Source organism: Pseudomonas izuensis (assembly GCF_002356535.2).
Taxonomy (GTDB): Bacteria; Pseudomonadota; Gammaproteobacteria; order Pseudomonadales; family Pseudomonadaceae; genus Aquipseudomonas; species Aquipseudomonas izuensis.
In genome coordinates this window covers 3,887,590-3,910,518 of sequence record NZ_AP017423.2, presented here as the reverse complement: position 1 = coordinate 3,910,518, position 22,929 = coordinate 3,887,590, and the positions used below count along the sequence as shown (strand labels likewise).

Sequence of the window (22,929 nt, the reverse complement as noted above, 5' to 3'; positions counted from 1 at the left end):
CTGTTTTTTGCGGCAGCTGCCCCTTTGCGCAGTGAAGGGCGTAGCTCTAGAGTCAGGCAGGCATCTTCAGTGGACGTCAGGTCATGTACAGCGCGCTGGAAACACCGGGCAGCGCCCGGCAGTTTCACGACCGGATCTATGCCGGCGAGATCATTCGTTTCAACGATTTGTCGCCCATGGCGTCGCTGGTGGCATTCACCCGTGAGTGGCTCGAAGAGGCGTTGCATCCGTGGTCGCCGCAAGAAATCCATCGGCACCTGAGCCACGGCGAACAGACCGAACGTTTTTCCCAATGCCAGAATGCTTTCGCCAGCGCCGCCGAAATACGGCAGCGCTGGCAAGTCGTTGTCGAGAGCCTTGGAATTGACCCTGATGCCCTGGCCTGCGATCGCCTGCACCTGCGTTTTCAGCCACACCGTGAGCCGCGGCATGTCGCGCCACGCGCCCGCACCACGGCCACCATCGCTTTTCACCGCGACACCTGGGGCTCGAATCTGTATGCGCAGACCAACTGGTGGGCGCCGATTTACCCGATCACCACGGGGCGGACCTTCGCCTTGTACCCGCATCTGTGGCGGCGCCCGCTGCTCAATTCCAGCGCGGATTTCGATATGCGCACGATTTTGCAACGCTCCCATCGCGACGGACGCAACGCGGTGGATGCCGATGAAGCCATCCCGCATCTGCTGGAGGCGGTTGATCCGCAGCAGGGCGTTGCTGTCGATATCGCACCTGGCAGCCTGATTGCCTTTTCCGGGGCGCACGCCCATGTCGGCGTCGGCAACAGCACCGGGTTGACGCGGATCTCCTTCGAAACCCGCTCCGTTTTCATCGATGACCTGTTGGCTGGATTGGGGGCTCCCAACGTTGATGGCCGTGCGCCGTGGATGACGCCGGGGCTGTTTCGGCGGATGAGCGATGACAAACGTCTGAATGAGATTCTGGGCTGTGGGTTTATCGAACCCTATCTTTCTCCAGGAAACAACTAGAACCCTGTGGGAGCGGGCTTGCCCGCGATAGCGGTGTGTCAGCCAGGATCGATGCCGTCTGACACTCCCTCATCGCTGGCAAGCCAGCTCCCACAGGGTTTTGCTGTGCTCTCAAATTTCCCTCTAGAACAAAACCGGGATAGCCGATTGCCAGCTGTATCGGTATGCTCGGCGCACTGTACAAACGCCAATGATTAACAACCACAGTGAATCCATGAGCCAATCAGACTCGCGTGCGAATGTTCTAGCGCTTTATCCGGAAGACTCCCGCGAGGCGGCGGCGCTGCTCAAGCAAGCCGTACCCCTGATGGTTCGCCACAATATCCCGCCCAATCCGGTGCATTACGCGCTGTGGTACACCTACAGCAAAGGCCAGGACCCGGAACTCAATCGCCATCTGGACCGGGTGGTCAGAGACTTCGACGGTTGCCCGCCAGAGTCCGCGACACGGCTTTTTCGCGAGTACATCATCCGTGACGAGCTGGAAGATGCCCGCGCCGGGCAGCAACAGGTCATCAGCCTGGTCGATGGCATGGAGCGCGACGTCTCGCGCAGTGTGAAGGGCAGTGCCAACTTCCAGCACCGTCTCGGGCAGTGCCTGGAGATGCTCGAGGAGCCGGTCAGCGAGCGCTTGCCGGGTATCTTGAACGAGCTGCAGCAGAGTACCCGGCTGATGCAGAGTCAGCAGGAGCAGTTCCTTTCCCAGCTGCACTCGGCGCAAAACGAGATCAAGACCCTGCGGGACAAACTGGAGCGCGCGCAACAGGCGGCGACGCTGGATGGCCTGACCGAGCTGCTGAACCGGACGGCCTTCACGCGGCTGCTGGAGCAGGCCTTGGCCAAAGGCTCCCGGAGTGTCGCGCTGGTGATGCTGGATATCGACCACTTCAAGCAATTCAACGATCAATACGGCCACCCGCTGGGTGACCGGGTGTTGCAGCACGTCGCTCAGGTGCTGCGCAGTGCGCTGGCCCCCAACGCCTTTGCCGCGCGTTATGGCGGCGAGGAGTTCTGCGTGGTGCTCGAAGACTGCGTCAATCTCGACAGTGCCTGCGCCTTCGCCGAGCTGTTGCGCCTGAAGGTCCAGTCGTTGCGGATCAAGGCACGGGGCACCGATACCGTACTGGACACCATCACAGCGTCCTTCGGCGTGGCCTTCGTGCAACCCGGTGACAACCTGGAAAGCCTGTTGACCCGCGCCGACGATGGGCTGTACCAGGCCAAGCGCAATGGGCGGAACCAGGTGTGTGCGATACATAAAACCCCGGAACTCCAGCGCTGACCTCGATCACCTGTGGGAGCGAGCCTGCTCGCGAAGGCGGTATCACATTCAACATCCAGGTTGACTGACCCACTGCTTTCGCGAGCAGGCTCGCTCCCACATTTGGATGTTGTCAGGCGCGATATCGTTTATTGACCCTCTACGCTGCGTGGCAGTCCCAGTGGATTGAGCTCACGCAGCGCTTCGGGCAGCAACGCATCCGGAAACCCCTGGTAAGTCACCGGGCGCAGGAAGCGTTCGATGGAGGTCATGCCCACCGAGGTGAATCGGCTGTCCGACGAGGCCGGGAAGGGGCCGCCGTGAATGGTGGCGAAAGACACTTCCTGCGGGTGGGCGAAGGCGTTGACCACGATCCGCCCGGTGCGCCGCTCCAGCACCGGCAACAAACGTCGGGCCAGGTCCAAATCCGCCTCCTCAAGGTGCAGGGTTGCGCTGAGCTGGCCGCGCAACGAGCGGGCGACAGCGAACATTTCCGTCTCGTCCTTGACCTTCACCAGCAGTCCCGCCGGCCCGAACACTTCATGGGCCAGTGCGTTTTCGGCCAGGAAACGCTGGCCATCGACTTCAAGCAGCGCGGATCGGCCATCCAGATCGGCATGGGCCACCGAACCCACGGCAACCAGGTTTGCACCGGTGCTTTGCAGGCGGTCGAGGCCGCTGAGGTAAGCCCCGTGAATCCCCGGTGTCAGCATCGGACGCGCCGGTGCATCGGTCACACGCTTGACCATGGCGGCGCGCAACGCCTCGAACCCTGCGCCGTCGACCGCGATCAGGATCGCCGGCTTGAGGCAGGCCTGGCCGACATTGACCAGCATGCGCTCGACGAATCCGTCACCGATCTGCGCACCGCGCGCGGCGAGTGCCTGGGGCAGGATGAACGTGGGGTTGACGCTGGTCATCTCGGTAAACACCGGGATGGGGTCGGGTCGCAGCTGCGCTCGGCGATACAGCGCCATGCCACCCTGTTCCGAGCCGGTGAAGGTCACGGCCTTGATCAGCGGGTGATCGACCAGGGCTTCGCCGATGGCATTGCCGCCGCCGCGCACCATCGAGAACACACCTTCCGGCAAACCGCTGTCCTGCACGGCCTGACGGATGGCCCGGGCCTGGATTTCCGAGGCGCCAGGGTGCGCGTTATGGGCCTTGACGATGACCGTCGCGCCCGACGCCAGCGCCGAGGCGGTGTCGCCGCCGGCAACCGAGTAGCTGATGGGGAAATTGCTCGCGCCGAAAACAGCCACAGGGCCGATGGCGATTTTCTGCAGGCGGTGATCCATGCGCGGCCGTGGCTGGCGGTCAGGTTGTGCCGGGTCGATGGCCAGTTGCAGGAAACGCCCTTTGCGCACGACATCGGCGAATTGGCGGAACTGGGTGGCCGCTTTGGCCGCTTCGCCCTGGAGTTGGGCTTCGGGCAGGCCGGTTTCCAGTGTTGCCCGTGCCGCCAGCTCCTGGCTCACGGCATCGAGATTGTCGGCGATGCGCTCAAGGAACGCCGAACGTTCGGCCAGCGAGGTATGGCTGTAATGGTCGAATGCCTCGTCGGCCAGTTTCGCCGCCTTGTCGACATCCGCGACACCACCGAAGGCGAAGTCCGGTTCGATGAGTTGGTTGGTGGCGGGGTTGAGCGCCTTCATCGTCCCTTCGCTGGCAGGGACTTCGCTGGCGCCGATCAGGAGATTGCCGGTCAAATTCATTTCGCTTCTCCCGATGGGTTCAGGGTTCCGATGAGCTCAGCGGTGGTCGTGATGGCGTGGGCGAACGTGGGGCCGTTCAGCTCATGGGCGGCGTGCATCATTTCCGGCTTGAACGCGGCGGTGGCGTCGCGCACCAAGGTGACGTGGTAACCGAGTTCCTGGGCGTAGCGAGCGGTGGCTTCGATGCAGGTATTGGCCAGCAGGCCGACGATGATTACGTGGGTGATGCCTCTTTGCTTGAGGCGAAAATCCAGGTCGGTGTTGGCAAAACCGCTCGAGCCCCAATGCTCCGAAACGACAATGTCGCCTTCCTTGGGTGCAAAATCGGGGTGCCATTCACCGCCCCATTCGCCACGGGCGAAGTGGTGCATGTGCTGGATCTTGCATTGGCTCGGGCTTGGATGATCCCAGTTTTCGTAATCGCCTTTCTCCCAGCGACGGTGCGGTACGATGACCACCGGAATGTCCAGGGCACGGACCGTGCGGTCCAGTGTGCGCAGGTTGTCGAGCAGGCCGACTTGCTCGGCGATCGGTTCGATCAAGGGGTAAACCTTGCCGCCTTCGGAGAGGAAGTCGTTGTAGGGATCGACCAGCAGATAGGCGGTGCGATCAAGCGGATAGGCAGCATTCGACATGACGAGTTCTCCAGGAATGTGGGCTGACCCGTGCCATGGGCTTGCCCCGGCATGGTGTAGATATGATAATCATAGTTACTGTGAAAGAGGCAAGCCTGCATGGCAGTAAAAAAGAGTAGTCCTGAAACTTTGTGCCCGATCGCACGGGCCGAGGCGGTCGTCGGAGACCGATGGACGGTGTTGGTGCTGCGCGAATTGTTCATGCGCAATCATCGATACGACGAAATCCAGGCGCAGACCGGAGGAACGCCGCAGATGGTCGCGGCACGCCTGAAAAGCCTGGAGGCTGACGGGATGGTCGAGCGCCGTGCTTACAACGAACGACCCAAGCGCTACGAGTACCACCTCACCGCCAAGGGCGAGGCGTTTTATTCGGTGGTGCTGGCCCTGCGTGCCTGGGGGGAAGCCTGGTGTAAATCGGCAGAGGAAGGGGTGGCCGTGCGCTTCACCCACCAGACCTGCGGGCACCCTGCCGGACTCGGGCCGCTTTGCGAGCATTGTGGAGAGCTGCTGCGTCGGGAAGAGATGATCAGCGAGCCTTCGGCGGCTTATGCCCAGGAGCGGTTGGCACGGCGAGAGGCGTTCAAGGCGTGATCGCGGATTAGAGACCAAACGCATTCCCCTGTAGGAGCGAGCCTGCTCGCGAAAGACGTCTGGACACCGCAACCATTCAGACAGAGCGCGTTTTCGTTGGCGTCCATCGCGAGCAGGCTCGCTCCCACAGGGGACGGGGGCGGTATGAGCTCATAACTATTCGTTCGAGTAATAGTGACAATCACCGATCACAAGTTCTGTTGTATCCGGGAAACAAGGAAAATCGCACCCACCTAAAACGCTCTTAAGGAACCGGCGCGATGAACCTTCATGCCCGACTGGCTATTGCCGCATCCCTGCTGTTGTCGGGCTGTGCCTCCACGCCAAACGACCCGACGCTGACCTTGCAGACGAAAAAAGCCCCCGCGGATTACGCGAATTGCGTTCTCCCCAAGCTGCAGCAAAATTCGCTGCACGCGACCTTGTCGGAAACCCAGCGCAGTTACCGGATCGTGGTTTCAAGCAAAGTCGCTGCAAACGATGTGCTCGAGGCCTACAAGGCGTCGAACGGCGGCAAGGTGTTTTTGTACGAACGCGCATTGCTGGCCTCGACGTTCGGGCCTTCGCGACTTGAACGCGCTGCCCAGGAATGCCTTTGAGCAAGAGCCGAAAAGGTTAATGGCGGTTAGTTAGAAGATGCGAACAACCTGTGGCGAGGGAGCTTGCTCCCGTTGGACTGCGCAGCAGGCCCTTTTTTTGGGGCCGCTTCGCGGCCCAGCGGGAGCAAGCTCCCTCGCCACATTTGTAGTGTCACGCCTGGCTGATCGGTAATAGCCGAAAGACCCGCTTCCATCCCCCGAAACTCGAACCGGACGTGTCTGCGTGGCGCTCGTAGCCGCATTCTCTCCTGATTGAACAAGTGTTCATTTAGGTTGCATCGAGGCCTTGCGCCTCGATATAGTGGCCAAATAATATCAATTATAAATCACTTGCCAGCAGGGCTGCTGCACTCACATTTTTTGCGCGGGCTGTGCTGGCTGACGTATCGCTCATTCGAGAATGCTCATGCCCAATCGCTCACTGCACTTCAAGCTGTTCTGGACGGCGCTGACGGGAACTGTCGTCGTCATGGCGCTGCTGCTGGGTTCCATCGCCTACATCGCCTATGGCTCCTCCGTCAAAGAAACCTTTGCCCTGGTCGATACCATCGTCAAGGCCAATGCCAAGCAAGTGGAAGTCGAACTCGGTGCCGGTTTTACCGTGGCTGAATCCCTGGCCAGTGTCGCCACGGCGATGCAGCAACAACAGGTCGACCGCAAGACCGCCGATGCCCTGACTCGCCAGCTGTTCGAGGCCAATCCCAAGCTGCTGGGCCTTGGGCAGTATTGGGAGCCCAACGCGTTCGATGGCAAGGACAGTGAGTACGCCAACCAGCCCAATCATGACGCTACGGGCCGTTACCTGACCTACTGGAACCGTGCCGCAGGCGCGGTGAAGTCCGAGGCATTGAGCGGATACACCCCGGAGAATGCCGACAACCAGTATTACTACCGGCCACTGCACACCCGCCAGCCATGGGCGTCCGAACCCTTTGCCTACAGTACCGGCAGCGGCCAGCAGGTGATGATGGTGTCGATCATGGTGCCGCTGTTGCAAGGCGGCAAGGCGGTGGGCGTGGCGGGGGTCGATATCCCGCTGGAAAGCATCAACCATCAACTCTCGACCATCGATGCCTACAAAGGCTACGGCGCGCTGGTGTCCAGTGACGGCCTGTACGCCAGCCATCCCGACGCCAAGCGCCTGAGTCAGCCGGCCAATGAGTTGCCGACTGCTGCCAAGGATGCGATCAAGGCCGGCCAGTCCTACAGCTTCGAGCGCGATGGCTGGGGCTATGTGCTGCAACCGGTGCGTATCGGCAAGGCGCCGAACAACTGGGCATTGATGGTGGCGTACCCGTTGGCCGAAGCCATGGCCGGCATTAATCATTTCCTCTACACCGCCGTGATCATAGGCCTGGTGGCGTTGCTGGTGCTGGCCATTGTGCTGTGGCATTTGCTGGCATGGCAGATTCGTCCGTTGTCGGGCCTGACGGTCGGCATCCAGGCCTGGGAGGGCGAGTTGGGGTTGCGCTTCGAGCAGCGCAGCGGCGATGAAACCGGCAAGCTGGCAGGGGCGTTCAACCAGTTCATCCAGCGCCTGGGCGATCTGGTGGGCTCGATTCGCCATAGCAGCACGGCGTTGATGCAGATCTCCAATCATCTGGGCGATACCACCCAGGCCGTCGCCGAACGGGCGACTTCGCAGCACACCGCCACCGAGGAAATGGCCAGCGGCGTCACGGCACTGGCGCACTCGGTGACCGAGATGTCCCAGCAGGCCGAAGATGTGGAGCAACTGGCGCGTAACACCGAAATGCTGACTACGCACATTTCCGGGGACATGAGCCAGACCCTGGCCGGCATCACCCATATAGACCAGACCATGGACGTGGTCGCCGGCGCGGTGGGCGATCTGGAAAAACGCTCGCAACAGATTGCCGGGATCATCGCGGTGATTCGCAGCATCGCCGATCAGACCAATCTGTTGGCCCTCAACGCGGCGATCGAAGCGGCGCGGGCAGGGGAGCAGGGCCGTGGTTTTGCCGTGGTGGCCGATGAAGTGCGGCAACTGGCGGAGCGCACCAGTCGCTCGACCGGTGAAATCGGCGAGATGATCGGCGCCATCGGTTCGGACGTGCGCAACACCGTGGCCAACGTCCAGCAGGTCGGCGAAGCGGTGCGCCAGGGCGTGGTGCAACTAACCACCTCGGCCCAGGGCGTGGATCAGATCCGCCAGCATGCCCAGGATATCCTGACGCGCATCAGCGAAGTGGCACGCCAGACCCAGAGCCAGGCGGCGACCGGTGAGCAACTGTCCGTGGCCATCCAGGGCGTCAGCCGCATCTCCGAACAGAACGACCAGGCGATCCGCAGCCTGCTCGATCAGTCAGTGCAATTGCGCGATCAGGCCGGCTCGCTGAGCCGGCAACTGACGCAATTCAGGGATTGAATACATCCCTGTGACCTGCTCCTCCTGTAGGAGCGAGCCTGCTCGCGAATACGTCGGTACATTCAGTATTTGATGTGACTGATACGCCGCCTTCGCGAGCAGGCTCGCTCCCACAGGGGAATCATTGGTGCCCGCGCATTCATGAGGCCCAGGCATCGATCACCGACGTCAAAAACTGCTTCGACAATTCAGGCTTGTCCACCGCGCGGGCAATCATCATGGCCCCTGCGATCGAGGCAATGACCTGCAGCACTTGCTGGTGTTTTTCCTCCTGGGTTTCGCCTTCCACCAGTGGCATCAGTATCTCGATCAAGCGCTCGAGGCCCTGGGTGAAGGACTGGCTGACGGTGCCACCGGTGCGGGCGACATCGACCGCCAGCGCGGGGATCGGGCAGCCTCCGGTCCAGTTGTCCAGGTGCTTCTGGGTCAGATACTTCTTCACCACCTCCGGGATCGATTTGGCGTCTTGCCAGTTTCGTATGGTGGTCTCGAACGTCCGGGTCACGGCCTCCGACGCCAATTGTTCCTTGCCACCGGGAAACTGCCCGTAGAACCCGCCATGGGTCAGTCCGACCGAGCGTGAGAGCTCGCCGATGCCGATGCCGTCGATGCCTTTTTCCCGGTACAGCCGGGAGGCGGCGGTGAGGATCGCTTCTTTGTTCGCCGCGGCTTGGTCTTTCGTCACTTTCATGAGCTGCTCCTGAGGCCAGGTATGCCTGCCGTGTGCACGTCGTCGCCAAATGTCTTGTAATGATTATGGTCGTAATATATCGTCGGCGCAAATACCGGGTGGACACGTTATGAAACGTAATGATCTGCGCAGAATCGACCTGAATCTACTGGTGGTTTTCGAAGTCCTCATTCAGGAACGCAACGTCACCCGTGCGGCGAGGCGGCTCTCAATGGGCCAGCCGGCTGTCAGTGGCGCACTCAGGCGTTTGCGAGCCTTGTTCAACGATCCCTTGTTCGAGCGCGCCGGGCGGGAAATGCAGCCCACGCCCCGCGCCATCTCGGTCGCGCAGGCACTGGGCCCGGCATTGGATTGCGTGTGCAGCGTGATCGGCAATACCAAGGCTTGAGCAGGACAGTTGTGTTTTTTTGCCCTTATACATGACGCTCATCATTAATAGTAATACCCAAGTTCACCCTGTTCGATTCGTCGACGCCTCGCGCGAGGCTGAGACTTCGCAAATCCTTCAACCGTCTGGCGGACACCACCCATGGCACAGTCACTCAAAGCTTTTCGTTACCCGTTTGCCGCATTGGCCCTCACGATGCTCACCGCCTGCGACCGCGCGCCAGTAGCCGCCAACGCGCCAGGGGCACCACACGTCACGGTCGCCAAGGTCATCGAGCAGCCCATCACCGAGTGGGACGAAGTGACTGCGCGCCTTGAGGCCCCGGAAACCGTCGAAGTCCGTCCACGGGTGTCGGGACAGATCGAACAAGTGGCCTTTACCGACGGCGCGTTGGTGAAGAAGGGTGACTTGCTGTTCCAGATCGATCCACGGCCGTTCGAACACGAAGTGCATCGTTTCGAAGCCCAGCTGCAACAAGCCAGGGCCACGCTGGTTCGCACCGCCAATGAAGCGCAGCGCGGACAGCGCCTGCTGGGTAGCAACGCGATTTCCGCCGAACTGGCCGACACCCGCACCACCACCGCGCAAGAAGCCAAGGCCGGTGTCGATGCGATCCAGGCGCAGCTCGATCTGGCCCGCCTGAACCTGAGTTTCACCCGCGTCACCGCGCCGATCAGCGGTCGCGTCAGCCGCGCGGAAATCACCGCCGGCAACATCGTCACCGCCGACACCACACCGCTGACCAGCGTGGTCTCCACCGACAAGGTCTACGCCTACTTCGATGCCGATGAACGTCTGTTCCTCAAGTACGGCCAGCTCTCCCGCCAGGGCCAGCGCAGCCAGACCACGCCGGTGTACATGGGCCTGTCGAACGAGGAGGGCAACACGCACCTGGGGCAGATGAACTTCGTCGACAACCAGGTCAACCCGAAGACCGGCACCATTCGAGGCCGTGCGGTGTTCGACAACGCCGACGGCCAATACACCCCGGGCCTGTATGCCCGTCTGAAACTGGTGGGCAGCGCCGCCTATGCCGGCCTGTTGATCAAGGACGAAGCGGTGGGCACCGACCTGGGCAAGAAGTTCGTGCTGGTGCTCGATCAGGACAACAAGGCCGTGTACCGCAGCGTCGATCTGGGGCCGAAGCTTGAGGGCCTGCGCATCGTGCGCAGTGGCCTGCAGAAAGAAGACCGCATCGTCATCAACGGTCTGCAACGGGTCCGTCCCGGTGCCGTGGTCGCCCCGCAGGATGCGCCCATGGCCGACCCTGAAACCGTCGCGACCCTGACTCGCCAACGGCAGGCAATCGAAGCCGGCAATCAACCGGCAATCCAGGCCCCAGCCTCCGTCAAGTCACCCGCACTGGTGAAGACGGATGCTGCGGTTTCTCCTCGCGGATAAGGGAACACCGACATGAAATTCTCTCAGTTCTTTATCACGCGACCGATCTTCGCCGCGGTGCTGTCGCTGCTGATCCTGATCGCCGGCGCCATCGCGCTGTTTCAGTTGCCGATCAGCGAATACCCCGAGGTCGTGCCACCCACCGTAGTCATTCACGCCAACTATCCGGGTGCGAACCCCAAGGTGATTGGCGAAACCGTGGCTGCACCGCTCGAACAAGCCATTACCGGCGTCGAGAACATGTTGTACATGTATTCGCAGTCCACGGCCGATGGCAGGCTCACCCTCACGGTGACCTTCGCCCTGGGCACTGACCTGGACAACGCCCAGGTGCAGGTGCAGAACCGTGTGACGCGGACCGAGCCGAAGCTTCCCGAGGAAGTGACCCGCATCGGTATCACCGTGGACAAGGCGTCACCCGAACTGACGATGGTGGTGCACCTGACCTCGCCGGACAAACGCTACGACATGCTGTACCTGTCCAACTACGCGATCCTCAACGTCAAGGACGAGCTGTCCCGCCTGAACGGCATCGGCGACGTGAAGATGTTTGGTATCGGCGACTACTCGCTGCGTATCTGGCTCGATCCGAACAAGACCGCTTCGCGCAACCTGACCGCAACCGATGTGGTCAACGCGGTACGCGAGCAAAATCGCCAGGTCGCCGCCGGCCAACTGGGTGCACCCCCGGCGCCCAACGCCACCAGCTTCCAGATGTCGATCAACTCCCAGGGCCGTTTGGTCACCGAAGAAGAGTTCGAGAACGTGATCATCCGCAGTGGTCCGAACGGCGAAATCACGCGCCTCAAGGACATTGCCCGGATTGAACTCGGTTCCAACCAATACGCCCTGCGGGCCCTGCTTAACAACCAGGAAGCGGTGGCGATGCCGATCTTCCAGCGCCCGGGCTCCAATGCCATCGACGTCTCCGATCAGGTGCGGGCGAAGATGGCCGAGCTGAAGAAGAACTTCCCCGAAGGCATGGACTACGAGATCGTGTATGACCCGACGATCTTCGTGCGCAGTTCCATCGAGGCGGTGGTTCACACCCTCTTTGAAGCACTGATTCTCGTGGTGCTGGTGGTGCTCCTGTTCCTGCAAACCTGGCGCGCCTCGATCATTCCGCTGGTGGCGGTGCCGGTGTCGCTGATCGGTACTTTTGCCGTGATGCACCTGTTCGGCTTCTCGTTGAATGCCTTGTCGCTGTTCGGCCTGGTACTGGCCATCGGGATCGTGGTTGACGATGCGATCGTGGTGGTGGAGAACGTCGAGCGAAACATCGAGACCGGCCTTGAGCCAGTTGAAGCGACCAAAAAAGCCATGGGTGAAGTGACCGGTCCGATCATCGCCACGGCGCTGGTGCTGTGCGCGGTGTTCGTCCCGTCGGCGTTCATCTCCGGCCTGACCGGCCAGTTCTACAAGCAGTTCGCCCTGACCATCGCCATTTCCACGGTGATCTCGGCGTTCAACTCGCTGACCCTGTCGCCAGCCCTGGCGGCGGTGCTGCTCAAGGCCCACGGTGCGCCGAAAGACCGGTTCTCCAAAGTGCTCGATCGCCTGTTCGGTGGCTGGCTGTTCAAACCCTTCAACCGATTCTTCGAAAAGTCCGGGCGCGGCTATGTGATGACCGTCGGCAAAGTCATTCGTGGAAGCAGTGTGGCATTGCTGGTCTACGCCGGCCTGATCGCCCTGACATACATGGGCTTCAGCACCACGCCGACCGGCTTTGTGCCGACCCAGGACAAAAAGTACCTGGTGACTTTCGCGCAATTGCCGGACGCCGCCAGCCTTGACCGCTCGGAGTCGGTGATTCGCCGCATGAGCACCATTGCCATGAACGAGCCGGGTTTCGACAGCGCCGTGGCATTCCCTGGCCTGTCGATCAACGGCTTCACCAACAGCCCGAACGCAGGGATCGCCTTCATCGGCTTGAGTGCTTTTGAGGAGCGTAAGGATCCGAGCCTGTCAGCCAAGGCGATTTCCGCTTCGCTCAACGCCAAGTTCGGCAGCATTCAGGACGCCTACATCGCCGTGTTCCCGCCACCGCCAGTTCAAGGGTTGGGCACCATCGGTGGTTTCAAACTACAGATCGAAGACCGGGGCAACCTGGGCTATGAAGCGCTGTACAAAGAAACCATGAACATCATTGCCAAGAGCCGCAGTGTTCCGGAACTGGCCAACCTGTTCACCAGCTACACCGTCAACGTGCCGCAGGTCGAAGCTGCCATCGACCGGGAAAAAGCCAAGACCCACGGCGTGGCGGTCAACGACATCTTCGACACCCTGCAGGTGTACCTGGGGTCGCTGTATGCCAACGACTTCAACCGCTTCGGTCGCACCTATCAGGTCAACGTGCAGGCTGACCAGCAATTCCGCCAGGAGCCGGAGCAGATCGGTCAGTTGAAGGTGCGTAATGACCATGGCGAGATGATCCCGCTGGCGACCTTCGTCAAGGTCAGCCCGACCTCCGGCCCGGACCGCGTGATGCACTACAACGGCTTTATCAGCGCGGAAATCAACGGTGCGGCCGCCCCCGGCTACAGCTCCGGCCAGGCCCAGAAGGCCATCGAAAAACTGCTCAAGGACGAACTGCCCAACGGCATGACCTACGAGTGGACCGACCTGACCTATCAGCAGATCCTTTCCGGCGATACCGCGTTGCTGGTGTTCCCGCTCTGCGTTTTGCTGGCGTTCCTGGTGCTGGCAGCGCTGTATGAAAGCTGGAGCCTGCCACTGGCGGTGATCCTGATCGTGCCCATGACCCTGTTGTCGGCGATTGCCGGGGTGATCATTTCCAAGGGCGACAACAACATCTTCACCCAGATCGGCTTGATCGTACTGGTGGGCCTGGCCTGCAAGAACGCCATCCTGATCGTCGAGTTCGCCAAGGACAAACAGGACGAGGGCCTGTCGCCCCTGGACGCGGTACTGGAAGCGTGCCGCATGCGTCTGCGGCCGATCCTGATGACCTCCATCGCGTTCATCATGGGCGTGATCCCGTTGGTGACCTCCACCGGTGCCGGCTCGGAAATGCGTCGGGCCATGGGTGTGGCGGTGTTCTCCGGCATGCTCGGGGTGACCTTCTTCGGCCTGTTGCTGACACCGGTGTTCTTCGTCCTGATTCGCCGCTACATCGAACGCAAGCAAGCGCGCAAACAAACCCATGCGCTGAACCTGGAGGTGCAACCATGAATGCTCTGAAGCTTTTTTTACCCAGCCTTCTGGTGACCGCGCTCGCCGCCTGCACGGTGGGGCCGGACTACAAGGCCCCGGACACCGCACCGGCCAATAGCGTTTATGCGAAAGCAAGCAACTACGATCAATCACGATTTGAATCGGTGTGGTGGCAGCAGTTCGACGACCCCACGCTGAACCAGCTGGTGAGCAAATCCCTGGAAGGCAACCGCGATTTGCGCGTGGCCTTTGCCCGCTGGAAAGCGGCGCGGGCGATTCGTGACGACATCAGCAACGACAACCTGCCGGTGGTCACCAGTCGCGCCAGCAGCCAAATCGGCAAGGCGCAGGAACCCGGTTTGACGGACAAACGTGTGAACATCGAACGCTATGACCTGGGCCTGGACATGGCCTGGGAAATCGACCTGTTCGGACGCATCCAGCGTGCACTTGAGTCGAGCGACGCCCAGGAAGGCGCGGCAGCCGCGGATTTGTACCAGTTGCGGGTCACTATGATCGCCGAGTTGGTGGACGCCTACGGGCAACTGCGCGGTGCGCAACTGCGGGAAAAAATCGCCCTGGCCAACCTCAAGAACCAGAGCGATTCACGCGCTGTGACCGTCAGTCTGCGCGATGCCGGCGTGGGTAACGAACTCGACGTGGTACGCGCCGATGCGCGGCTGGCTGCCGTCGAAGCCAGCGTGCCGCAACTGCAAGCGGAACAGGTCCGGCAGAAAAACCGCATCGCCACCTTGCTCGGTGAGCGTCCGGATCAATTGAGTGTGTCCCTGAGTCCGAAGGACCTGCCGGCCATCGCCAAGGCACTGCCCATCGGTGATCCCGCCGAACTGCTGCGTCGCCGCCCGGATGTGCTGGCGGCCGAACGCCGGCTCGCTTCCGCCACGGCGGATATCGGCGTTGCCACCGCCGACCTGTTTCCCCGGGTTAGCTTGAGCGGCTTCCTGGGTTTCACCGCCGGGCGCGGTTCGCAAATCGGCTCCGCCGCCGCCAAGGCCTGGAGCCTGGGTCCGAGCATCACCTGGGCAGCCTTCGACCTGGGCAGTGTGCGAGCACGTATCCGGGGTGCCGACGCCAACGCGGAAGGCGCCTTGGCCACCTATGAACAGCAAGTGCTGCTGGCGCTGGAAGAATCGGAGAATGCGTTCAGCGACTACGGCAAACGCCAGCAGCGGTTGTTGTCGTTGATCAAGCAAAGCGAATCGAGCAGGGCGGCGGCGGATCTGGCGCAGACGCAATACAAAGAAGGCGCTGTGGACTATCTGGTGCTGCTCGATGCCCAGCGTGAACGGCTGAATGCCGAGGATGCGCAGGCCCAAGGTGAAATCGATCAATACCGGGGTATCGTTGCGATCTACAAATCGTTGGGAGGCGGGTGGGACAGCGGTGGCAACAAGGTGGCAACCAGAAACTGAAATCGCTCTCTACATTGTAGGAGCGAGCCTGCTCGCGAAAAACCAACAGGCGCCGAGGGGCATCTGGTTTTACGCGTTATCGTTCACGACCATCGCGAGCGGGCTCGCTCCTACAGGAGGGGGCTGTTGCTTTTCCTTGTAGGAGCGAGCCTGCTCGCGAAAAACCAACAGGCGCCGAGGAGTCTCTGGTTTTACGCGTAATCGTTCACGACCATCGCGAGCGAGCTCGCTCCTACAGGTGGGCGAAACAGGGTTTTGTCAGTCTTTAAACGTTTTTTGCAGTGTGTGTTTAAACGCCCTCAAGATTACTTCCTGAAAGCCACAAAACCTTGCGCCGCTGCCTACCGTTACGCCAGAATCCGCCGGCTTGTGCGCCCTGGGGTCGCTTGGTAACTTGATTCGTGTCACTGCTCATCAGTGATCGGGATTAGCAGCCCGTGTTAACTCAGCTGTGCGTGCGTCTGTCATGCAGGTGTTTCATTGCCTGTATTTGATGGTAGCTGTACGTGGGGCGCCTTCGGGCGCGCCGGATTGCTGAGTTTTCCGGTCTGCTAACCCGCGTGCAGTTGCCACCCCTCTTTGTTTAGCAGCAGGTGGGTTGGCACATCATCAGGACAACTCAGCCTATGAAAAAGCCTTCACCGAATCCCCCGAACACCGATCCCGCATCCCCCTACGAACCCGATTCAAACAAACTCAACGAGGCCGCCGAACGTACCCTCGACTACCACTTCCCTTCGACGGCCGACATCAAAGCCACACCGCGTACACCCAGCACAATGTTTACCGTGGACCCGGAACTCACGACCGAAACCCTTGTGGTGTATCTGGTGGAGACGCTGGCTTCGGTGGATGTGATGGTCCACCAGTTGGTGGATCATCTGGACGGTGGATCACGAAATGCCCTGCTGGGCATTTCCAACAGCATCATGCTGGCGGAGATCACGGCGAATCGGGTGCTGGATCAGATTGATCCGGCTGAGTAGCGTGTTTGTCGTGATGCTCCTCTGTGGCGTGGGAGCAAGTTTCCGCGCCACAGGTATGTGTTTAGAAGTAGAAGAGAGACGGATCTATCTAATGCGTATGAACGACTGTGAACTCGCTTCAATAAGGAAATCAGAATGATCACTGCACATGTTTTCATCGCCACCAGCCTGGATGGCTTCATCGCTCGGCCCGATGGTGACATCGACTGGCTTTTGCAGCGTGACGATCAGGCCGAGGATCATGGCTACTCAACCTTCATCGCCGATAAAGATGTGATTTTGATGGGGCGAGGAACCTACGAGAAGGCGCTGACTTTCGATACATGGTTCTACGAACTGCCCGTCGTGGTGCTGTCTGAACAACTGGCCGACTCGCCAGTACCCGAGGCGTTGAAGGGCAAGTTGCGTTTCTCTAACCTCGCACCCCGGGACGTGATGGAGGAACTGGCGGAGCAAGGCGTGCGCCGGGTATATGTCGATGGCGGGCAAGTGGTGCAGTCATTCCTGCGCGACGGGTTAGTCGCCGATATGGTGATTACCACAGTTCCTGTCCTGATCGGATCGGGAAGGCCATTGTTTGGCTTGCTCAGGCAGGACATTGGATTGACCCTGGTATCCAGCCGCAGCTTCCCTTCGGGATTGGTGCAGTCGACTTACGCAATAGAGGTCATTAAATAAAGGATCGCAACCTTCGACATCTCCTGTAGGGAACCGAGTAAACCTGTAGGAGCTGCCGAAGGCTGCGATCTTTCGGGACCGCTGCAAAGTCAAACGGGGCGGTACGAGGTTTCGCTATATCCCCTTAAACCCTCACCACAACTTTCCCCACCTGTTGGTTAGCCTCAATAAAACGATGTGCTTCCTGAATCTCGTCAAGCGTGAACGTCCTGGCGATGATCGGTGAAAGCGCGCCCGATGCCAGGCCGTCGAGAATGAATGCCTTAGCCCGGGACAGGGTGGCCGGGTCCGAGACGATTTCCGCGTACAGGTAGCCCTTGAGGGTCAGGCACTTGCCTAGCACCGTGAACAACGGGAACGGCGTGGGCTCCGGGCTCAACGCGCCGTACTCCAACAGAATGCCGCCCTTGGCCATGCTCTGGGTAAGCGGTTCGAAAGAAGGCCCACCGACCGGATCGAAAACCACACGCGCCCCTTTGCCGTCGGTCAGGGCCATGACCCGTTCAACCATATCTTCTTCATCGCTGACGATGACATGCGCGGCACCGGCGTCCAGCAATGCCTGTTTTTTAGCGCGGGTGCGAGTGATGCCAATCGCAGTGGCGCCGACCATTTTGGCAATCTGAAAGGCAGCCAGGCCGACGCTGCTGGAGGCGGCGGTGACCAGCACCACGTCGCCCTTCCCAAGCCTTGCCTGTTCGACCAGGGCGCCCCATGCCGTGACGTATTGCATCCAGGACGCAGCGGCTTGTTCAAAGGAAAGGTTTTGCGGGTGTCTGACCGTGAGGTGGGCGGGAACGTTCGCCAGTTCGCCATAGGTGCCCCAGCGGGCAATGTCCAGCGGCGGAATCACACTGACCGCATCGCCGGCACTGAAGTCGGTGACGCCGGCGCCGACGGCAACCACGACACCCGCCGCCTCGTACCCCAGTCGGCTGGGAAATTGCGCTTCCTGTAGATAGGCGTGATTGCGGAACATGACTTCTGCCCGATTCAACCCAATGGCTTTGACTTCAATTTGCACTTCGCCAGGTCCAGGCGCAGGCACATCGACCGCCTCCAGTTTCAAAACGCTTGCGTCACCGTATTCATGAATTCTGACAATGCGTGCCATGGTTACCTCTTCTTTGATTGATCAGGCCGTCAATTTAGGCTTTGGCCAGCGTTGGATAAAGGCCTAGGATGGCGCAACACTAGAAACAAAGAGTTTCCAATGGATCGCCTCACGTTGATGGCCACATTCGTCAAGGCGGTGGAGTTGGGCTCCTTCAGCGCGGTAGCGAACGAGCTCAATCTGTCCCCGCAACTGATAGGTAAGCAGATAAAAATGCTAGAGCAGCATTTGGGCGTGTCTCTGCTCCATCGAACGACCCGCAAGCAAAGCCTCACCGATTTTGGCCGTACGTTCTATCAGCGGGCAAAGATGATTCTTGCCGACATGGAAGCCGCCGAGGAAATGGCCGCCGTGACCCGGGGCGTACCCAGCGGCCGGCTCAGAATCAATGCCCCGGTCACATTTGGCGTGAGTACCTTGTCACCCCGCTTGCTGGAATACATGGTCAGGTATCCGCAGGTGTCCGTGGATTTGACCTTGTCGAACGAACTTGTTGATCTGGTCGATGGCGGCTACGACGTTGTGTTTCGAATAGGCGATCTTGCGGACAGCGGTTTGAAAGCGCTGCCGCTGATGCCGTATCAGTTGGTGCTGTGTGCTGCGCCATCCTATCTGGCACGTCGGCCTCCCATCACCACACCTTGGGACCTGCAGGAGCACGAATGCCTGGCCTTTGCCTATTCGGACGGGCGCTCACACGTTCGCCTCGAAGGGCCGCAGGGCATTATTGATGTGCCGATTAAAAGCAGATTGACGATTAATCAGGGCGATCCGTTGCTCGCCGCAGCCGTGGCGGGGTTGGGTGTGGTGTTGTTGCCGTCAGAGTTGGTCAAGGACGCACTGAGAAGTGGAACATTGGTGAATCTTCTGCCGCATTACAAAGTACCGGTCTCCCCGATGAACCTGTTATATGCGCCTGACCGTCGGCTGACGCCCAAGCTTCGTAGCTTCATGGATTTTGCAAAGTCTGCGTTTGGCCCAAAGGCGTGATCCGGATATCAATGCACTCGACTATCGATCCAACAAAGGCGCCAGCAATGCACACATGCCGCGCCAGTGCGAGCCCTCCCAGTAAATCCGTTGGCAGCCATCGCAGCGCAGGAACTGCGAATAGAGGGCGGCAACCCGTGGCGGCACCTGCGGGCGGGCCAGTTCCGGGCAGATCTCGTGCAGCGGCAGGTTGCAATGAAGGCACAGGCTGAAGGGTCGCGCGCTGCGCGCCAGGTCGAGGCGCTCGTAGATTTCGCGCAGTTGCAGCGACGGTTTCAGGGCATGCACGTAACAGCCGTGGCTGATGATCCGCCGCTTGAGCAGTTCGCGGTCGCGGGTCAGCACGATGCGTCCTTGCTGCGCGGCGATCTCGGCGATCTCGCCATCTTCGAAGCCATTGTCGTAGAGGGTGTCGAAGCCGCTCATGCGCAACAGGCTGGCCAGCCCGCCAAGGTGCGCGTCCGCGACGAAGCGCAGTACCCGCAGAGGTTGCGTGCGAACCTTGAGCAGCGGGCTGATGTCCAGTGATTCGAACTTGGGGTACACCGCCAGCCGGTCACCGTCGAAGATCACCCGCTCGAAACCCGCCGACTCGCCGTTGAGCAGCACCAGTTCGACCTCCGTGTGCGGCACCCCGAGCGCCTCGATCATGTGCTTGACCGTCGCCCCTTGCGCGCACTCGCAGGTGAAGGACTGCCGCCGCCGGTCGGCCGGCAGGAAATCGTTGAGCTCCTCGTAGAAGCGGAAGGTTGCACGAGTCATGCTTAACAGTATGGCAGGGCTTCGGGATGTGCGAGTCCGGTCTGGAGATCGACTCCGGCAGGTATGAATGCGATCGGCACCGCACAACCAAAACAAAACCATTGAAAAAAACAGCTATAACCTTTACACGGAAAGATCGCTGGCATATTGCTAGTAATTGGAAATGAGTATCGCCAATTCTTGGCTCAGGGAGCGCTGATGAGTTTTCGTCCATTGACCGACTTCCCGCGGCAATCGAACGATTGCGACGTTGTCGCATCTCAACCAAAAGGGAACCTGGATACGGTCAATATGGCCTACGCTGGCAATCAGGACGCGATCGAGCAATTGCTGGACTCGGCACGCCGCTGGGCGCACACCACGTCGTGGGTGGTTTATCGCGCCGGTGAGCAAATGCACTTGGTCGGGCAGGGCGACCCACGGGTGCAGTGGCCGTCCAGCGTTGCCAATGAAGAATTCGAAGCCTTTTGCCTGACCCGGCGCTTGCACCGCTGGCCGACCGGCAGAGGTGAAAGTGTACTGGGTTGGCTGCTCGCGCCCGTCAACGATGCGGCGCAGCCGGCGCTCGCCGAGTTTGCCCGGCGCCTGGGCATCGAGGTGCAGACCAATACTCTGGCCCGTGCGCAGTTTACCCAGCGTGTGCTGTATGAAATCACCTACCTGGCCAGTTCGACCCGCGACCGGTCAGTGTTTCTGGTGGGGGTCCACAAACTGCTCGCCAGCCTGATCGACGCCGAGAACTTCTATCTCGCACTGTATGACCCGCACAGTGGCAAGATTGACTACCCGTATTACGTCGACATCATCGACGTCGATGCCCTGGAGTCGGAGAACTACGAATACCTTGACCCGTCGCACCTGTCCTTGACCGGCCAGGTGTTGACCAGTGGCCAGCCGTTGCTGATCGACGCCGCCGGCATTCTCGCGGCTCAGGCCGAGGGCCGTTTCTATTGCATCGGTGATCGCCCCGAGTTCTGGATGGGCGCGCCGTTGAAAAATGCCTCGGATGAAGTGTTTGGCATGCTGGCGATGCAGGTCTACGACGTTTCTCGTACCTACAGCGCCGAAGATCGCGCGTTGTTTCTGGTGGTGGCCCGCCACGTGGCCATGGCGCTGGACCGGCTTCTGCACCGGGCTGACCTGGAAGAGACGGTGATGCGCCGCACCCTGGAACTTTCGGCACTCAACGACGCATTGAGGCAGGAAGTGGCAGACCGGGAGCGCGCCGAACATCTGCAGAGTGCGCTGTTCCAGATTGCCGAGCTGTCGAGCCAGCCGGGCGACATGGCGGAGTTATTCCAAACCCTGCATGGCATCGTCGGTGATTTGCTGTTCGCGCAGAACTTCTACATTGCGCTATTCGACGACGCGACCGGTGAGGTGACCTTTCCGTACTACGTCGATGAGCGGCAGACCACCTGCCCGGCGGCGCGACGTGGGCGCCGGGGTTTGACCGAGTACGTTATCCGTCAGCGTCGTCCCTGCCTGATTGACGTCGGCGAAGCGGAGCGACTGACGACGCAGGGTGAAATCGAAATCGCCGATGAGTACTACCGATCCTATTCCTGGCTGGGCATCCCCCTGTTCGATGGTGATGTGGTACGCGGGGTGCTGGCGGTGCAAAGCTATACCTCGCAGGTGCGCTATACCCTGCGTGACCAGGAACTGCTGACGTTCGTATCGCGGCACATCGACACCGCGTTGTCGCGACGTACCGCCGCCGAAGCGATCCATGCCGCCAACCTCAAGCTCGAAGCCCGGGTGCAGAGCCGTACCCGCGAGCTCGATCACGCCAATGCCAAGTTGCAACACGAAAACTCCCACGATGCACTGACCGGGCTACCAAACCGCACCTACCTGCAACAGCGCCTCAATCAGGCCTGGTCGCAGTTCGGCAGTGAAGGCGGGCATCTGGCGGTGATGTTCATCGACCTCGACCGTTTCAAGATGGTCAACGACAGCCTCGGCCACCATTTCGGCGACCTGCTGTTGATGCAGGCCGCCCACCGTCTGCGCGGTTGCCTGCGCGAAACCGACATGCTGGCGCGCCTGGGCGGCGATGAGTTTTCAGTGCTCGCTCCCGAGGCGCCGCTGGACGTCGTGATCGATATCGCCGAACGGATCCTGGTGGCGTTTGACCTGCCGTTTTTAATCAATGGCCATGAAGTCTTTTCGTCCTGCAGTATCGGCATCGTCAGCGCCGACACTCAGTTTCATCTCGAGCCGGCCGACTTGCTGCGCGATGCCGATGCGGCGATGTACCGGGTCAAGTCTGCCGGGCGCGACAGCTACGCGGTGTTCAACCAGGAAGTGCGCCGTGAAGTCTCGGACCAGGTCGAGCGGGAAGGGGCCTTGCGCAACGCGCTCAAGCGGACCGACGAACTGCTGCCGTATTTCCAGCCGATTGTCAGCGTCGAAACCGGCGAGCTGTTGGCCCTGGAAGCGCTGATCCGCTGGCACCCGCCTGGCGGCCGGGTGATCGCGCCGGGCGAGTTTTTGCCGGATGTCGAGGGTTTGCGCCTGATCGGTCGGCTGGACCTGTACATGCTCAACAGCATCGCAGCGATCCTCGCACAGCCCCGGCACGCCCACTGGCCTGCGGTGCACGTCAATTGTTCCAGCTACAGCATGACGCGCCCGGATTTCGCCAGCGATGTGCTTGCACTGTTGGCGCGACACGGTGTCTCGCCGTCAAGGATTTGCCTGGAGTTGACCGAAGGCGCGCTGGTCGCCGAACCGGCGATTGCCCGGCAGACCATGCAGCAATTGGCCGACAAGGGCATGTCGGTGGTGCTCGATGACTTTGGCGCGGGGTTTTCATCCCTGAGCTATGTGCATCAATACCGCTTCAGCGGCTTGAAGATCGACAAGTCGTTCATCCTTGAACTGACCACCAGTCCCCGCAGTCGCGCAATCGTCCGGGCGATTGTGCGGATGGCCGAATCACTGGACCTGAGTGTGGTCGCCGAAGGTGTCGAGGATGAAGCGACGCTGGATTTGCTGCGCGAAATGGGCGCAGGGCAGGCTCAGGGTTACTATTTTGCCAAACCCATGGGGTTGGAGGCCTTGCTGGCGAGTTCGCTGGTGGATCGCCAGGGTCTCGGAATACCTGTACAACCGGATTTGTAGA

The 22,929-nt window shown here is 60.6% G+C and carries 18 protein-coding genes; 13 read left to right on the top strand and 5 right to left on the bottom strand.

Annotated features, from left to right (window positions below; genetic code table 11):
• The first annotated feature begins 83 nt into the window (after positions 1–83).
• Together LAB08_RS17270 and LAB08_RS17265 are read left to right on the top strand one after the other, a co-directional pair.
• The gene (locus LAB08_RS17270; RefSeq protein ID WP_096510565.1) at positions 84–989 is read left to right on the top strand and encodes a hypothetical protein; all 906 of its coding nucleotides are present in this window, start codon (positions 84–86) and stop codon (positions 987–989) included.
• A 214-nt stretch (positions 990–1,203) separates the two neighbouring features.
• On the top strand, positions 1,204–2,271 hold the full coding sequence (locus LAB08_RS17265) for a GGDEF domain-containing protein (protein WP_096515343.1): 1,068 nt from the start codon (positions 1,204–1,206) through the stop codon (positions 2,269–2,271).
• A gap of 128 nt (positions 2,272–2,399) precedes the next feature.
• Here LAB08_RS17265 and LAB08_RS17260 read toward each other — a convergent pair whose 3' ends face one another.
• Together LAB08_RS17260 and LAB08_RS17255 are read right to left on the bottom strand one after the other, a co-directional pair.
• Positions 2,400–3,965, bottom strand: coding sequence for an aldehyde dehydrogenase (NADP(+)) (locus LAB08_RS17260; protein WP_096510566.1), 1,566 nt, complete (start codon positions 3,963–3,965; stop codon positions 2,400–2,402).
• Complete coding sequence (locus LAB08_RS17255; protein ID WP_096510567.1) at positions 3,962–4,600, bottom strand: cysteine hydrolase family protein; 639 nt, start codon at positions 4,598–4,600, stop codon at positions 3,962–3,964. The genes LAB08_RS17260 and LAB08_RS17255 overlap by 4 nt, the downstream gene beginning before the upstream one ends.
• 99 nt (positions 4,601–4,699) lie before the next feature.
• Here LAB08_RS17255 and LAB08_RS17250 point away from each other — a divergent pair, with 99 nt between their 5' ends.
• From LAB08_RS17250 to LAB08_RS17240, 3 genes are all read left to right on the top strand, one after another.
• Positions 4,700–5,194: a winged helix-turn-helix transcriptional regulator gene (locus tag LAB08_RS17250; RefSeq protein WP_096510568.1), complete on the top strand. Its 495-nt coding sequence runs from the start codon at positions 4,700–4,702 to the stop codon at positions 5,192–5,194.
• Positions 5,195–5,454: 260 nt separating this feature from the next.
• Positions 5,455–5,793 (top strand): hypothetical protein, encoded by a 339-nt coding sequence (locus LAB08_RS17245; RefSeq protein WP_096510569.1) that lies wholly within the window; start codon positions 5,455–5,457, stop codon positions 5,791–5,793.
• 406 nt (positions 5,794–6,199) lie between these two features.
• Positions 6,200–8,182 (top strand): methyl-accepting chemotaxis protein, encoded by a 1,983-nt coding sequence (locus tag LAB08_RS17240; protein WP_096510570.1) that lies wholly within the window; start codon positions 6,200–6,202, stop codon positions 8,180–8,182.
• Positions 8,183–8,321: 139 nt separating this feature from the next.
• Here the strand turns inward: LAB08_RS17240 and LAB08_RS17235 are convergent, their stop codons facing one another.
• Positions 8,322–8,873, bottom strand: a complete 552-nt coding sequence (locus LAB08_RS17235) for a TetR/AcrR family transcriptional regulator (protein WP_096510571.1) — start codon at positions 8,871–8,873, stop codon at positions 8,322–8,324.
• Positions 8,874–8,982: 109 nt separating this feature from the next.
• Between LAB08_RS17235 and LAB08_RS17230 the strand changes: the two genes are divergently transcribed.
• The 6 genes from LAB08_RS17230 to LAB08_RS17205 all read left to right on the top strand — a co-directional run bounded on the left by LAB08_RS17230 (position 8,983) and on the right by LAB08_RS17205 (position 16,933).
• Positions 8,983–9,261, top strand: coding sequence for a LysR family transcriptional regulator (locus tag LAB08_RS17230; RefSeq protein WP_096510572.1), 279 nt, complete (start codon positions 8,983–8,985; stop codon positions 9,259–9,261).
• A 141-nt stretch (positions 9,262–9,402) separates the two neighbouring features.
• A complete protein-coding gene (mexE, locus tag LAB08_RS17225; RefSeq protein ID WP_096510573.1) occupies positions 9,403–10,662 on the top strand; it encodes a multidrug efflux RND transporter periplasmic adaptor subunit MexE in 1,260 nt (419 codons plus the stop codon).
• Between the two features lie 12 nt (positions 10,663–10,674).
• Positions 10,675–13,854: an efflux RND transporter permease subunit gene (locus LAB08_RS17220; protein ID WP_096510574.1), complete on the top strand. Its 3,180-nt coding sequence runs from the start codon at positions 10,675–10,677 to the stop codon at positions 13,852–13,854.
• Positions 13,851–15,269, top strand: a complete 1,419-nt coding sequence (locus tag LAB08_RS17215) for an efflux transporter outer membrane subunit (protein ID WP_096510575.1) — start codon at positions 13,851–13,853, stop codon at positions 15,267–15,269. The genes LAB08_RS17220 and LAB08_RS17215 overlap by 4 nt, the downstream gene beginning before the upstream one ends.
• A gap of 626 nt (positions 15,270–15,895) precedes the next feature.
• Positions 15,896–16,255, top strand: a complete 360-nt coding sequence (locus LAB08_RS17210) for a DUF6124 family protein (RefSeq protein WP_096510576.1) — start codon at positions 15,896–15,898, stop codon at positions 16,253–16,255.
• 135 nt (positions 16,256–16,390) lie between these two features.
• Positions 16,391–16,933 carry a dihydrofolate reductase family protein gene (locus LAB08_RS17205; RefSeq protein ID WP_096510577.1) on the top strand — a complete coding sequence of 181 codons (543 nt, stop codon included), beginning with the start codon at positions 16,391–16,393 and terminating at the stop codon, positions 16,931–16,933.
• 124 nt (positions 16,934–17,057) lie between these two features.
• Here the strand turns inward: LAB08_RS17205 and LAB08_RS17200 are convergent, their stop codons facing one another.
• Complete coding sequence (locus tag LAB08_RS17200) at positions 17,058–18,047, bottom strand: zinc-dependent alcohol dehydrogenase family protein (RefSeq protein ID WP_096510578.1); 990 nt, start codon at positions 18,045–18,047, stop codon at positions 17,058–17,060.
• A 99-nt stretch (positions 18,048–18,146) separates the two neighbouring features.
• Between LAB08_RS17200 and LAB08_RS17195 the strand changes: the two genes are divergently transcribed.
• Positions 18,147–19,037, top strand: coding sequence for a LysR family transcriptional regulator (locus LAB08_RS17195; RefSeq protein WP_096510579.1), 891 nt, complete (start codon positions 18,147–18,149; stop codon positions 19,035–19,037).
• A gap of 21 nt (positions 19,038–19,058) precedes the next feature.
• On the opposite strand, the gene LAB08_RS17190 is transcribed toward LAB08_RS17195, so the two are convergent.
• The gene (locus LAB08_RS17190) at positions 19,059–19,799 is read right to left on the bottom strand and encodes a Mut7-C RNAse domain-containing protein (protein WP_096510580.1); all 741 of its coding nucleotides are present in this window, start codon (positions 19,797–19,799) and stop codon (positions 19,059–19,061) included.
• A 198-nt stretch (positions 19,800–19,997) separates the two neighbouring features.
• On the opposite strand from LAB08_RS17190, the gene LAB08_RS17185 reads away from it, so the two are divergent.
• Positions 19,998–22,928, top strand: a complete 2,931-nt coding sequence (locus tag LAB08_RS17185) for a sensor domain-containing phosphodiesterase (protein WP_096510581.1) — start codon at positions 19,998–20,000, stop codon at positions 22,926–22,928.
• Position 22,929: the final 1 nt, after the last annotated feature.